General features: G+C 38.8%; 15 protein-coding genes. 7 read left to right on the top strand and 8 right to left on the bottom strand.

Annotated features, from left to right (window positions below; all coding sequences use genetic code 11):
- Positions 1-87: 87 nt before the first annotated feature.
- Complete coding sequence (gene csrA / locus HC000_RS10835) at positions 88-279, top strand: carbon storage regulator CsrA (protein WP_011327236.1); 192 nt, start codon at positions 88-90, stop codon at positions 277-279.
- Positions 280-329: 50 nt separating this feature from the next.
- On the opposite strand, the gene HC000_RS10830 is transcribed toward csrA, so the two are convergent.
- The 3 genes from HC000_RS10830 to HC000_RS10820 all read right to left on the bottom strand — a co-directional run bounded on the left by HC000_RS10830 (position 330) and on the right by HC000_RS10820 (position 1,426).
- Positions 330-797 carry a YcxB family protein gene (locus HC000_RS10830; RefSeq protein WP_179807632.1) on the bottom strand — a complete coding sequence of 156 codons (468 nt, stop codon included), beginning with the start codon at positions 795-797 and terminating at the stop codon, positions 330-332.
- Between the two features lie 201 nt (positions 798-998).
- Positions 999-1,190, bottom strand: a complete 192-nt coding sequence (locus HC000_RS10825) for a hypothetical protein (protein ID WP_011327238.1) — start codon at positions 1,188-1,190, stop codon at positions 999-1,001.
- Between the two features lie 65 nt (positions 1,191-1,255).
- Positions 1,256-1,426, bottom strand: a complete 171-nt coding sequence (locus HC000_RS10820; RefSeq protein WP_011327239.1) for a DUF1328 family protein — start codon at positions 1,424-1,426, stop codon at positions 1,256-1,258.
- Between the two features lie 643 nt (positions 1,427-2,069).
- On the opposite strand from HC000_RS10820, the gene HC000_RS10815 reads away from it, so the two are divergent.
- The 5 genes from HC000_RS10815 (at position 2,070) to HC000_RS10795 (ending at position 6,557) form a co-directional block, all read left to right on the top strand.
- Positions 2,070-2,315: an OadG family transporter subunit gene (locus HC000_RS10815; protein ID WP_011327240.1), complete on the top strand. Its 246-nt coding sequence runs from the start codon at positions 2,070-2,072 to the stop codon at positions 2,313-2,315.
- Positions 2,316-2,327: 12 nt separating this feature from the next.
- A complete protein-coding gene (gene oadA, locus HC000_RS10810) occupies positions 2,328-4,109 on the top strand; it encodes a sodium-extruding oxaloacetate decarboxylase subunit alpha (protein ID WP_011327241.1) in 1,782 nt (593 codons plus the stop codon).
- 13 nt (positions 4,110-4,122) lie between these two features.
- Positions 4,123-5,253: a sodium ion-translocating decarboxylase subunit beta gene (locus tag HC000_RS10805; protein WP_011327242.1), complete on the top strand. Its 1,131-nt coding sequence runs from the start codon at positions 4,123-4,125 to the stop codon at positions 5,251-5,253.
- A gap of 129 nt (positions 5,254-5,382) precedes the next feature.
- Complete coding sequence (locus tag HC000_RS10800; protein ID WP_179807631.1) at positions 5,383-6,354, top strand: aldo/keto reductase; 972 nt, start codon at positions 5,383-5,385, stop codon at positions 6,352-6,354.
- A gap of 26 nt (positions 6,355-6,380) precedes the next feature.
- Positions 6,381-6,557 (top strand): hypothetical protein, encoded by a 177-nt coding sequence (locus tag HC000_RS10795; protein ID WP_011327244.1) that lies wholly within the window; start codon positions 6,381-6,383, stop codon positions 6,555-6,557.
- A 93-nt stretch (positions 6,558-6,650) separates the two neighbouring features.
- Here HC000_RS10795 and HC000_RS10790 read toward each other — a convergent pair whose 3' ends face one another.
- The gene (locus HC000_RS10790; protein ID WP_011327245.1) at positions 6,651-7,964 is read right to left on the bottom strand and encodes a peptidoglycan DD-metalloendopeptidase family protein; all 1,314 of its coding nucleotides are present in this window, start codon (positions 7,962-7,964) and stop codon (positions 6,651-6,653) included.
- A gap of 503 nt (positions 7,965-8,467) precedes the next feature.
- Between HC000_RS10790 and tyrS the strand changes: the two genes are divergently transcribed.
- A complete protein-coding gene (gene tyrS / locus HC000_RS10785) occupies positions 8,468-9,667 on the top strand; it encodes a tyrosine--tRNA ligase (protein WP_011327246.1) in 1,200 nt (399 codons plus the stop codon).
- Positions 9,668-9,762: 95 nt separating this feature from the next.
- Here tyrS and HC000_RS10780 read toward each other — a convergent pair whose 3' ends face one another.
- The 4 genes from HC000_RS10780 to folE2 form a co-directional block, all read right to left on the bottom strand.
- Positions 9,763-10,707: a cobalamin biosynthesis protein gene (locus tag HC000_RS10780; RefSeq protein ID WP_179807630.1), complete on the bottom strand. Its 945-nt coding sequence runs from the start codon at positions 10,705-10,707 to the stop codon at positions 9,763-9,765.
- On the bottom strand, positions 10,708-11,415 hold the full coding sequence (gene mtnN, locus HC000_RS10775; RefSeq protein ID WP_179807629.1) for a 5'-methylthioadenosine/S-adenosylhomocysteine nucleosidase: 708 nt from the start codon (positions 11,413-11,415) through the stop codon (positions 10,708-10,710).
- 107 nt (positions 11,416-11,522) lie between these two features.
- The gene (locus HC000_RS10770; protein ID WP_011327249.1) at positions 11,523-12,119 is read right to left on the bottom strand and encodes a DUF2726 domain-containing protein; all 597 of its coding nucleotides are present in this window, start codon (positions 12,117-12,119) and stop codon (positions 11,523-11,525) included.
- Positions 12,120-12,234: 115 nt separating this feature from the next.
- Complete coding sequence (gene folE2 / locus HC000_RS10765; protein ID WP_179807628.1) at positions 12,235-13,155, bottom strand: GTP cyclohydrolase FolE2; 921 nt, start codon at positions 13,153-13,155, stop codon at positions 12,235-12,237.
- Positions 13,156-13,264 lie beyond the last annotated feature (109 nt).

Genomic DNA, 13,264 nt, shown 5'->3' with positions numbered 1-13,264 from the left:
GATAGGTTTTACTTACTTTTCAGTCTAATTTTCATTAAAATGTTCTAGCGGAATCTTATAATTTTATTGGAACAAGGGAGCAAAAGAATGCTAATACTAACTCGTAGAGTAGGTGAAACCCTAATGATCGGTGACGAAGTAACCGTTACTGTTCTAGGTGTTAAAGGGAATCAAGTTCGAATCGGTGTTAACGCACCAAAAGACGTTTCAGTGCATCGTGAAGAGATTTACATGCGTATTCAAGCTGAAAAGTCTAACCCTGAACCTGGCAATGCTTAATCAGCAATGTACATAACTTAGTTACATACTGAGTTATTGCCAAAAGCCACTCACTGAGTGGCTTTTTTGTGTATAAAATTAAGTGTTTCGGCAGTTAATATGTGCTTGGATATATACTGCATACCTTTTTTGTTTTTTAATAGTATGCCGCGCTCTGTGGTTATAACTTCGTTAATATCTGACCACAGAAGTTGGGTGTTTTTATAAAAGTTACTCGATTTAATCCCTTCTTCGTCAAGAGTAAGGGTGACCTCAGATCCCGAGGCTTTACTTAGCATTTGTCTAGTAACCCACCAAGGTCGGCGATAATAAAAGGCAATACATTCGAGCACCGCAACCATGATCAGAAAAGATCCTAGGTAATGATCGTCTAAACCATAAATCCCAAATAATCCAAGTGCTATTAATAGTACCAATAAAAAATATTTTGGTTGCGCGCGCTTGCTATGTGCAACTGATTCGTCAAAGCACTCATAAAAATAAGGCTTATCAAGCGTATAGGTTGTTGTAAGTGTCATATAGGAGTTCTTAAAACATAATTATATGCATTTTAACAAGCTAACCAGTAAATGCGCAGTTATATAATAAATAACTGCATAATAGATAAAGATATTGGCGTTTATTATTTATCAGATCCAATCTTAAGTTTAGGTGTTATTTTATTACACGCATAAAAAAACGGCTCATTTTAGAGCCGTTTTTTTAATAAATTAGAAGAATTAACAGTTAGTTTCTTCTGCATTTACACCTTCTTTTACTTCTTCACATGCATCTTCAACTTTGTTTTGCACGTCAGTTACTGCTTCGTCAATACGTTCACCAGCATCTTCTGCGTGGTTATCTTCACAGCCCATAATAAATAAACTTGCGAATAGGCCAATTAGTGCTGCTCTTAAAGTTGTCGAATTCATAATGTAATTCCTTGTAAATTTTGATTTAAATGATTTTTAATTAGTTTAAAACTTTAGTTTGTTACCTAGGGCTTTTTGCCACGTAGGGCACCCGATACTAAAGATATAACTAAAAGTATTAAAAATATAAAAAATATAATTTTTGCAATACCCGCTGCGGCGCCTGCTATACCACCAAAACCTAACACTGCAGCAATTAAAGCAATTACTAAAAAAGTGATTGTCCAGCGTAACATTGTATTCTCCTTGGTTTATCAAATTTGCTCAATGGATATGATGCGAGTTACGTGCCAATGTTTTTTTACTTTTAAATCAATAGTTTGTTTTTGTTTGTGTTATTTCAGCGTGCACTCAATGGTAAGTTTTACGCTTTGCTATGTAATTTATTCATACTGATACAAGTGATTATGGATGTTAGTTTTTTATAAGAGAAGTTAGCGCATATTGATTTTTAGAATTGAGTTTAAGAGCTATTAAATTGCAGTTCGAGACTTGCGAGCATAGCGGGCTTAATAACAGCGGCTATTTAAATGGTTGAATAATTAACAAATATATTTGGTAAGACCAATTACCAGTGGTGAAATTACTTTATGCTAATAGAACTGTTAACGCTTTACTTTAAGTGCATTATTAACGGTTTTTAGGTCGCCTATATAACTTTTATTTATATTCACTATTTTTATTATCTATGTAATAGCGCGTATCTAGTCCTTTTTGTAGTGTTAAGTTAATTAATAGCATGTTAGTTTTGTTTAAATTGGTTTTACCAATTTACAGGCTATAGACAAAACACTGTTTTTTGTTATTATTCGGTGAATAATTATTTACGTAAAATGATTTTTTATTTTGATTTCGGTATAAGTTTTATAGGAGAGGAAAATGGATATCGCTGCTTTACTTACAACAGCAAGCAACTTAATGCTAACCGGTATGGTGGGGGTGTTTGTGTTTCTGTCATTATTAATTACCTGCGTTACGGTTATGTCTAAGCTGGTATCTCGCTTTGCAGAGCCTGAGCTTGCAATGCCTGCCAGAACACCGTCTTTTAAATCACAAGGTGTGCCTAATGAGCACATCGCCGCAATTAGTGCTGCCATTGCTCAGTACAAAACAAACAATAATTAAAGGAGCACTTAAATGGCTAAATTAAAATTAACAGAACTGGTACTACGTGATGCGCATCAATCATTGTTAGCAACTCGTATGCGCCTTGACGATATGCTACCGATTGCAAAAAAGCTTGATGATGCAGGTTATTGGTCTATTGAGTCGTGGGGTGGAGCTACGTTTGATTCGTGTATTCGTTATTTAGGTGAAGATCCTTGGGAGCGTATTCGCGCACTAAAAAAAGCGATGCCAAATACTAAACAGCAAATGCTATTACGCGGTCAAAATTTATTAGGTTACCGCCATTATGCTGACGATGTAGTAGAAAAATTTGTAGAGCGTGCCCATAAAAATGGCGTTGATGTATTTCGTATATTTGATGCAATGAACGATGTACGTAATCTTGAAACGGCAATTAAAGCGGCTATAAAAGTAGGCGCACATGCCCAAGGGACTATTTCTTATACAGTAAGCCCTGTTCATACGCTTGATATGTGGTTAACGCTAGCTAAGCAGTTGGAAGATTTAGGCTGTCATTCAATTTGTATTAAAGATATGGCGGGTTTATTAAAGCCGTACGATGCTGAAAAACTAATTAAAGCACTAAAAGAAACTGTATCTATTCCAATTGCAATGCAGTGCCACGCCACAACAGGTTTAAGTACTGCGACTTATCAAAAAGCGATTGATGCAGGCATTGATATGCTTGATACCGCAATTTCATCTATGAGTATGACTTACGGACACACCGCAACTGAAACTATTGTATCGATAGTTGAAGGGACTGAGCGTGATACTGAGCTTGATTTAAATCACCTTGAAGAAATTGCTGCTTACTTTAGAGATGTACGTAAAAAATACGCGGCATTTGAAGGTAGCTTAAAAGGGGTTGATGGCCGTATTTTACTCGCGCAAGTACCTGGTGGCATGTTAACTAACATGGAAAACCAGCTTAAAGAGCAAGGCGCAGCAGATAAGCTTAATGAAGTTTTACTTGAGATCCCACGTGTACGTGAAGATCTTGGCTTTTTACCGCTTGTTACACCAACGTCGCAAATTGTAGGCACTCAAGCGGTACTTAATGTACTAACGGGTGAGCGCTATAAAACAATTACTAAAGAAACAGCTGGCGTATTAAAAGGTGAATATGGCCTAACACCAGCACCTATGAATAAAGAGCTACAAGAGCGTGTGCTTGATGGAGCAGAGGTAATTACTTGTCGTCCTGCAGATAATATTGCACCTGAGCTTGCAACGCTTGAGGCTGAATTATTAAAAGAAGTACAAGAGCAAGGTTTAACTCTTGCTGATGAGCAAATTGATGACGTACTAACGTATGCATTATTCCCACAGGTTGGTTTGAAGTTTATTAAAAACCGTAACAACCCAGATGCATTTGAGCCAGTTCCTTGTGTTGAAGATAAAAGTAATAAAGCTCCCTCTAAATCAGCTTCAAATAACAACAGCGTTAAAGCTGAGCAATACAGCGTAAAAGTAGACGGTAAGGTTTACGACGTTGTTGTAGCTCAAGGCGGCGAGCTTAAAGAAGTTACATTAAAAGACTCAGAACATATTCCTCAGTCTGCTTCGGTTGCATCAGGCGAAACACTTAACGCCCCTTTAGCCGGTAATATTTTTAAGATAAAGGTAAAAGCAGGGCAAGTTGTGAATGAAGGTGATGTAGTGATTATTATGGAAGCCATGAAAATGGAAACTGAAATACGCGCTACGCACACCGGGACAATTGCTGAAGTGTTAGTTGGTGAAGGCGATGCTGTAACTACCGGCGACGCTATGATTGCATTAGCTTAGGAGTAAATAGAGGATGGATGGTATTTTAAACCTCTGGCATGCCACAGGCATTGCTAACTTTACATTTCCAGCGTTGATTATGATTGCGGTAGGCTGTTTATTATTGTTTTTGGCAATAGCCAAAAAATTTGAGCCCCTATTATTACTACCTATCGGCTTTGGTGCAATATTAACTAATATTCCGGTGGCTGGTTTATCCGACCCCGGCGGCTTACTGCATTATGTGTATTATGTAGGTATTGATACCGGTATTTTTCCACTATTAATATTTATGGGAGTAGGCGCGTTAACTGATTTTAGTGCGCTAATTGCTAACCCTCGTATGTTGCTATTAGGTGCAGCTGCACAGTTTGGTATTTTTGCTACACTGTTTGGCGCTATTTTACTTAACTATGTACCTGGTTTTGAATTTAGCCTGCAAGATGCGTCGGCTATTGCGATAATTGGTGGAGCTGATGGCCCAACCGCTATATTTTTAGCCTCTAAACTGGCACCCGACTTGTTAGGTGCGATTGCGGTAGCTGCTTATTCGTATATGGCATTAGTGCCAATTATTCAGCCGCCAATTATGCGCGCATTAACCACGGTTGAAGAGCGCCAAATAAAAATGCCAGAGCTGCGTAAAGTATCTAAAAAAGAGAAAATTATTTTTCCGTTAATGGTACTTAGCTTAACAGCAATGTTTTTACCTGCGGCGATACCTCTGGTTGGTATGTTTTGTTTAGGTAACTTAATGCGAGAGTCGGGTGTTGTTGATAGATTAAGTAACAGTGCTCAAAACGAAATCATCAATGTTACAACTATATTTTTAGGTTTAGCTGTAGGCTCAAAGCTTGCTGCAGATAAGTTTTTAACTGTTGAGACGATTGGTATTTTAGTGCTTGGCGCACTGGCTTTTGCTATAGGTACAGCCTCGGGCGTATTTATGGCTAAAGGGTTAAATAAAATATCTAAAACGCCGATTAATCCATTAATTGGTGCTGCGGGAGTATCGGCTGTACCCATGGCGGCGCGCGTAGTAAATAAAGTAGGCCTTGAGAGCAATCCACATAACTTTTTACTTATGCATGCAATGGGGCCAAATGTTGCCGGAGTACTAGGCAGTGCAGTTGCAGCAGGTATTTTATTAGCACTTGTTGGCTAACATCAATTTTAAAATCCAACCGATTAGCGCAGTTTACTGCGCTTTTTTTATACTTAATTTATAGGGATAGGTTTTTATCGACTGTTTTTGTTACAGTAAGCTACTTGTAATTAATTAAGGATAGCCGGCATGCATGACACTCCTTTGGCAAAATATTTACCTAATGTTAGCAAGCTCATATTTGGTTGTATGGGACTTGGGGGAGGCTGGAATAAAGACCCCTTAACTAATACTCATACCCAGCAGGCACATGTTTGTATAGATACAGCAATAGCCGGTGGCATTAATCTTTTTGATCACGCCGATATTTATACATTTGGCAAAGCTGAGCAGGTGTTTGGCCAAGTCCTTAAGCAGCGCCCAAAGCTGAGAGAGCAAATTTATATCCAGTCAAAGTGCGGAATTCGTTTTGCCGATGAGCAAGGGCCAAAGCGCTACGACTTATCAAAGCAATGGATTGAGCAATCAGTAGAGGGCTCTCTTAAGCGGTTAAATACTGATTATTTAGATGTACTTATGCTGCACAGACCCGACCCTTTGATACAAGTTGAAGAAGTAGCTCAGGTATTTAGTCGCTTAAAAGAAAGTGGCAAAGTACGTCATTTTGCGGTGTCTAATATGTCGCAGCAACAAATACAGTTTTTACAAACAGCCCTTGATATGCCCATAGTTGCCAACCAAATTGAAGCAAGCTTAAAGCAATCAGCCTGGGTTGATGAGGGGGTATATGTCGGTAACCGCGATGGCAAAGACATTAACTTTACTCCCGGCTTTATAGAATATTGCACCGAGCAGGAAATACAAATTCAAAGCTGGGGTAGCTTATGCCAAGGATTATATTCAGGAAAACAGCTGCAAAATGCATCACCAGCAGATATTAATACCGCTATATTAGTGGCTAAGTTAGCAGCACTTTATAGCACGTCTGCCGAGGCTATTGTATTGGCTTGGTTACTGCGCCATCCGGCGTTAATTCAACCGGTAATAGGCACAACTAATGCTAAGCGACTGGCTGCATCGTGCAGCGCTGTAAATATAGAATTAACCCGAGAGCATTGGTATGCATTATATGTCAGCGCCAAAGGGCACGAGTTACCCTAATTTAGACCCCCACTTAAGGTATTACTATGAATATATTCGTTATTTTAATTAGCTTGTTTGTCGCATTGTTAATATTAATTCCGTTATTAGAAAAGTATCAAAGTAAAATAGGCTTAGATGGCGCTAAAAAATACAGTAAGTATATATGGCCACTGGTAATGGTATCGTTAGTGGTACAGCTAATTTATGTATTAATGAATTAGTGTGTCAGTCTATTATTCATAGGCAAAAAATTATAGGTACAAAAAAGCCTTTGCAAGTTACCTAGCAAAGGCTTTTTTAATAATGATTTAATATTACTTAAGTGCTAACTGTAGTTCGCGGTTGCGCTCTAACTGGGCAATAAAGTTATCAGCAATAGGCTTAAACTTGGCAAGCTCTGCACGTGGCAGCGGCTCTGACTTAGGCAATTTAACGGTTTTAGGATTACGATGAACACCATTAACTAAAAATTCATAGTGTAAGTGTGCACCGGTCACACGACCAGTAGAGCCAACAGTACCGAGTTGCTCACCTTGCTTAATTTTTTGCCCTGTTTTTACTAGGCGTTTATTAAGGTGCAAGTACTTAGTTACGTACTGTGTGCCATGGCTAATAAATACATAGTTACCATTATATTTACTGTAACCCGATTTAATAACTTTACCGTTACCTGAGGCAACTACCGGCGTGCCAGTGCGCGCTGCAAAGTCTATACCGCGATGCGCTCTAACTTGCCCCGTTACTGGGTGCAAACGTCGCGGGTTAAAGCTTGAGCTTATATATTTAAAGCTAACCGGTGCACGTAAAAATGCTTTTTTCATGCTGCGCCCTTCAGGGGTATAAAAACTACCGTCAGTGTGGCGAATTGCAGCATAGCGCTGGCCTTGGTTAACAAATTCCGCAGCAATAATTTTACCAGTTCCAATAAACTCACCATCTACATAGTGAGATTCATAAATTAAACCAAACCCATCGCCTTTGCGAATATCGTTAGCAAAATCTACATCCCAACCAAATATATCGGCAAAGTTCATTATTTGGCGCTCGCTTAAACCTGCAGCTATTGCTGAAGTCCAAAAGCTACTAGAAATTTCGCCGCCTACTGTTTTAGTTAGCGTTTCTATTTCTTTACTATCGATTGAAGTGTCGTATTGCCCTTCATCGTTTAAGGTAACAAATAAAGTGTCTGTTTTTGAAATAACGTAACGCAGCTGTGCTAAATCGCCATCTTTTGCGGTGGCAAAACTCAGTGTTTCACCCGGGTGAATTTTAGTAAGTTTGCGAGTTTCTGCGTTAGTGTTAATTAATTTATGTAACGTTTGAGCTGAAAAGCCAGCACGTTTAAAAATAATAGCTAAGTTATCTCCATTTTTTACTTGGTGATCAACAAAGTCGTATTCTGGCAGCTTGTCTGCTGCTTGCTCTGAGTTTAACGCAGTTAATTTTTCGTTGTCATCAACTTTAACTTGTAACTCATAACGCTTGCCAATTTCTAGCGTGTTTTCACTATTGTCTTTGGATGCAGTGGCTTTTTCAGAAGGGAGAAAAGCTAAGCCAGCAATAGCAGAAACTAAGCCTAAAATAAGCAATTTGTGTTTTTTGGGGAGCGTGTGAACCACGTGAACCATAACGTGCCTTTTTCTGCTGTCAAGAAAATTAATAGATTATCTTGCAGGATATAACGAATAATGTACGAATACTAGTATTTTGTAGATTTAAACTAATGCTAAATTAAGCTAAAATCACAGGGCTTATAGGCATCTTAGTATTAAAGTAGCTTATGATCTAGGTGTTTTATTAATCTAGAACTAGGGCTAAACCGCGGTATTTTTGAGCAAAATAATAAAACAATGATACTTCATCAAAGTTAGTAATTTAAAAACCAAAGCTGCAGCTGTTTGTGCTGTTTTTAAAGTGTTGCAAACAGTTATCTTTACTCGTTTATGCAACTTATGCCGCTTTGCCTTATTTAGTGACGCTATCGTTTAAAAAGTTGTTTTAATTAGGTAATAATTTGCTATCTTAGTTACATAGGTTTATTGACTCTAAAAGTGCTACTTATCTAGTAATAAGCCGCGAGCATATTAATAATTAACCCCTTCGTTAACAGAATTTTTTGGAGTAACACACAGTGGATTTACAAACCGCTCTTGCAGAGATAAAACGCGGTACAGAAGAGATATTAATTGAAGATGAGTTAGTTGAAAAATTAAAATCTGGAAAAAAACTAAAAATTAAAGCGGGCTTTGATCCAACCGCGCCTGATTTACACTTAGGTCACACGGTACTTATTAATAAAATGAAAACCTTTCAGGACTTAGGTCATGAGGTTGTATTTTTAATTGGTGACTTTACCGGTATGATTGGCGACCCAACAGGTAAAAACGTAACGCGTAAGCCGCTTACTCGCGAAGACGTGCTTGCTAATGCTGAGACTTATAAAGAGCAAGTATTTAAAATTCTTGATCCGGCAAAAACCACGGTCGCATTTAATTCTACCTGGATGGAAAATTTAGGCGCAGCTGGAATGATCAAACTTGCAGCACGCCAAACCGTTGCGCGTATGTTAGAGCGTGATGATTTTAAAAAGCGTTACGCTAGTGGCCAGTCTATTGCTATTCATGAGTTTTTATATCCGTTAGTACAAGGTTGGGATTCGGTTGCACTTGAGGCTGATGTAGAGCTCGGTGGTACTGATCAGCGCTTTAACCTGCTAATGGGTCGTGAGCTACAAAAAGACGAAGGCCAAAAACCACAAACAGTAATAATGACGCCGTTATTAGAGGGCACCGATGGGGTGCAAAAAATGTCTAAATCGTTGGGTAACTATATAGGTATTACCGATGCGCCTAACGATATGTTTGGTAAAATAATGTCGATTAGTGATGTGCTAATGTGGCGTTACTACGACTTATTAAGCGGGCTGTCGATTGCTGGTATTAACGCGCAAAAAGAGCGTGTAGAGCAAGGTACAAATCCTCGTGATATTAAAATTGAGTTAGCAAAAGAGCTTATTGCGCGCTTTCATAGTGAAGCCGATGCACAAGCAGCTCATGATGACTTTATTCAGCGCTTTCAGAAAAAAGCTCTGCCGGATGAAATACCTGAACTAACAGTAACCATTGAGCAAGACAGCATTTTAATTGCTAACTTGCTTAAAGAAGCTAACTTAGTTGCTAGTACATCAGAAGCAATGCGCATGATTAAGCAAGGTGCAGTTAAGCTCAACGGCGAAGATAAAATTACAGACACTAAACTTGAAATAGCAAAAGGCAGTACGGCTATTTACCAAGTAGGTAAGCGTAAGTTTGCAAATATTACTGTAGCGTAAAGCTAAACGGTAAAACGCTAAAAACCAGCCACGGCTGGTTTTTTTGTGCTTATATTTTTTGTATTTTTAATAATAGGTGTGTAACTCGCCCTTAGCTAAATGTTTTTAAGTATCTCTATGCAAACAACGACCAGTAACCAAAATACCCGCGCTTGATTTAGTCTATTAATAGTAACCGGCACGTCCTCAGCAATAGGGAGGCGTTCGGTACCAATACGCATTTTGTTAAAACGTTCGCCAAAATACACTGCAGGCCCGCCTAGTTGTACGCCTAATGATGCAGAGCAAGTGCTTAAAAGCCACCCAGTATTAGTTTGATAAAAGTGCCTGCCATAATGCTTTATATAATGCATGCTTAGCTTGCTCGCTTTACTGGCTGCAATAGTCAGTGCCAATAAGCGCATAGGAATAAATTCAATAATAAACAAGGTAATTTTAAGCGGCTTTAAAAAAGGGCTGTTGGGTTTAATGTTACTGCGCCATGCCTGCTCAATTAAAGTAAGTAATCGATAGGCAAGCGCTGCAATAGGGCCAAGTACTAAAAAAACAAATATCACCACAAAGTAATATCTTGCAGTACGTAATATTAGGCTCTCTATTAAGGCTTTAATTATGCCTGCACCAGAGAGTTTAGTAACGTCTCGGGCTACTAATGGCTTTAATAGCTCACGGGCGGCAGATTTTTGGTTTTGTTTGGTAAGCTTAGCAATGCGTAGTGCTTTTTTATCAATAGCTTTACTCTCAAGGCATAAATATAAAATAAGTCCGGCGAGTAATTCAGGGTAAAATGCAAATTCCAGTAGTAATACAATAATAATAAGTACCACACTTAAAATAAGTGTACTGGCAAGGGTTGCGGCTAAATATTGATAGCTATTGGGTTCTGCTACTTTATAAATACGCTTACCAATAGCGCTAAAAATAGCCGTTAAAGCAGTGTTAGGATGATACCAACTAACAAGTGGTAAAAAGCGCTCAGCAAGGAGCGCCATTATAAACACAATAAAGTCCAAGTGATTTTGAACCATATTGCTGAGCATTTACAGTGAAACTGCCGTTAGCTTTTCAAGTAACGCCACTACCATTTTAGATGAATTGATTGATGCTGTTTCTAGGTATTCTTCAAACGAATGCGGCGACTCTTTGCCGGCAATATCTGACATCGAGCGAATAACCACAAACGGTGTATTAAGTGTATGACAGGTTTGCGCAATTGATGCCCCTTCCATTTCTACTGCAAGCATTGTAGGAAAGTCGCTACGGGCTTTTTCAATGCGTATTGGGTCACACATAAATATGTCGCCGGTACAAATTAAACCAACTAAGGTTTTTACGTCACTAATTTGCGCAATAGTTTGCTCTGCAGCAGCCACTAATTTAGGGTGTGCTGCAAAACCTGCTGGCATTTGTGGTACTTGACCTATTTCGTAACCAAAGGCAGTTACATCAACATCATGATGACGAACTTCTGACGAAATAACTACATCGCCCACATTTAATGACGGATCAAAGCCGCCGGCAGAGCCGGTGTTAATTACGCAATCAGGGGCGAAGTTGTCAATAAGTAATGTAGTTGCAATAGTTGATGCTACTTTACCAATACCAGATTGAACCAATGTTACTGTGTTACCTGCTAATTCACCGGTATAAAAAGTAAAACCAGCTTTAGTTAAAGTTTGTGGATTTTGCATTGCTTCGCGCAAAATTTTAACTTCTGGCTCCATTGCGCCAATAATACCAACATTCATAGTGTTAAGTTCCTGAGTTTGAATGCGCTGATTATACGTGAAGTTAGCGCTAAAAAACAAAAAAGCGAGCAGTTTTACTTTGCTCGCTTTTTATTATGTTATTTACGTTAAATTTCGGCTAGTGCTGTAGAGTGCGCTTTAGCTTGAGAAGGTGATAGTACCGCTGGTTTTTGAACTCGGGTACGAATAGGGCGAGCTGTTTGCGTAGCCGCAGGTTTACCAAGTTTAAACATAATAGCGTCGCGTACTTCACTTGGGCGATAGCCTGATTTTACTTTCATACGAATATGCGGGATGCCAGCGGCCTCTAATGCGCCATTAACAAACCAGTCGCGTTGTGCTTTATGGCCATCTTTATTGGCATTGTTTACTAAGTCTACGGCTGCCACTATGGTCATTTTTTCTTTATCGACTAGCACAAAATCAAGCTGTTTATTTTTAGCTTTAGCCATTGCTGCACGCTTAGACTTTGCCGATAAACCTTGTTTGCAATCAATCACGTCGATTAGTTTTACACGACTAACAATTTTATACTGATCGCCCACTGCGCGTTCTAATAAATTTAAAAAAGCACTTTCTACTTGAGTAAATACATTTTGCTTGCGGGTAAAAGGATAAGGGTTTCCGCCATCATCGTTAAACTTTGACGCAACAACAGAGGCCCCAACAACTAATACTAAAATTGATAATAAAGCGAATTCCATACGGTAACTCCATAACAACAAATTGACACTGCTTAAGTAAAGCAATTAACGTGCCTAAATTAGTTGGTTAAGTAGTATGTTTCCGTATGGATATTGAATACTGCAAAATAAGAACTTAAGCTCTATAACCGCCAGCAACGCCTTTAACTGCAATAGCGATTGCGTCGTGCGCATGCAGCGATTCGTAATGATTTATTTGTAACCAGTAATCACAGTATTGTTGTGTTTCTAGTAGCGCTTTAATTTTACGAGCAGCATCTTCACAAAACATTAAATTTTGACCATTTAGGCGGGCAAACTCTTGTTCATCTTCACGTTTCACTGCCGCTTGTACTGGCGTTTTTAATTCATCTTCAATCGTGTTAATTAAATTAACTACGTCAAATTGAGTAATATTACTGTCGAGCTTTACTTTTACATTAGCAATTGAGCGCTGCGAGTGTGGGGTGGCTACAATACCTTGCGTAGTACCTAGCCATTCTAGTGCTTCTTTTTGACTGAGGGTTTCTTGACTGAATTTTTCGGCAAATGCATTTTGTATCAGCTGACGCGCAAGTGCCGCTGAACATGGGCAAGTTGATGAATAGGTTACATCAACACTTAGCTCGTAATTAATAACACCTTGTTCAATTGTGCTGGTTAATATAACGGGGTAGCTTTTCCAGCCAGCCTTGCCGCTTAATAACGATTTACGGCGCAGTGGTAATTCAAACTTAAATTCTATAAGTGCTTTATCACTTAAGCCTTCGTGGCTACTAATAAAAAAATCGAGCGCTTGAGCTAATGTTTGAGGATTAACTTGCTGCTCAGTAGAGAGCGTGTCGAGCGCTAAAAATAAGCGCGACATATGAATGCCTTTTGCATCTTCTTTGTGTAAGTTTACAAAAGCGCGGGCTTTAGCATTAACAGTAACTGGCGTTATGCCATGCGACTCAAAAATAAATGGCAGTTCAATTTCACCCATTCCCACCCAGTCTAATGTACCAGTTTGTAAGGCGGGAGCCGTGTTAGCTATATCGGGCATATTAGTTTGCATGGTGTGTTACTCGTTATTAGCAATAATAAAGCGCCGCATTTTACACTAAATAATTTATTGCTGGAATGATGAGTTGTAGCCAGCTAATGATTCAAACAATAAATATTAG

The sequence above is a fragment of the Pseudoalteromonas sp. MIP2626 genome (assembly GCF_013414205.1).
GTDB lineage: Bacteria > Pseudomonadota > Gammaproteobacteria > Enterobacterales > Alteromonadaceae > Pseudoalteromonas > Pseudoalteromonas nigrifaciens.
This window is presented reverse-complemented; position numbering and strand designations above follow the sequence as displayed.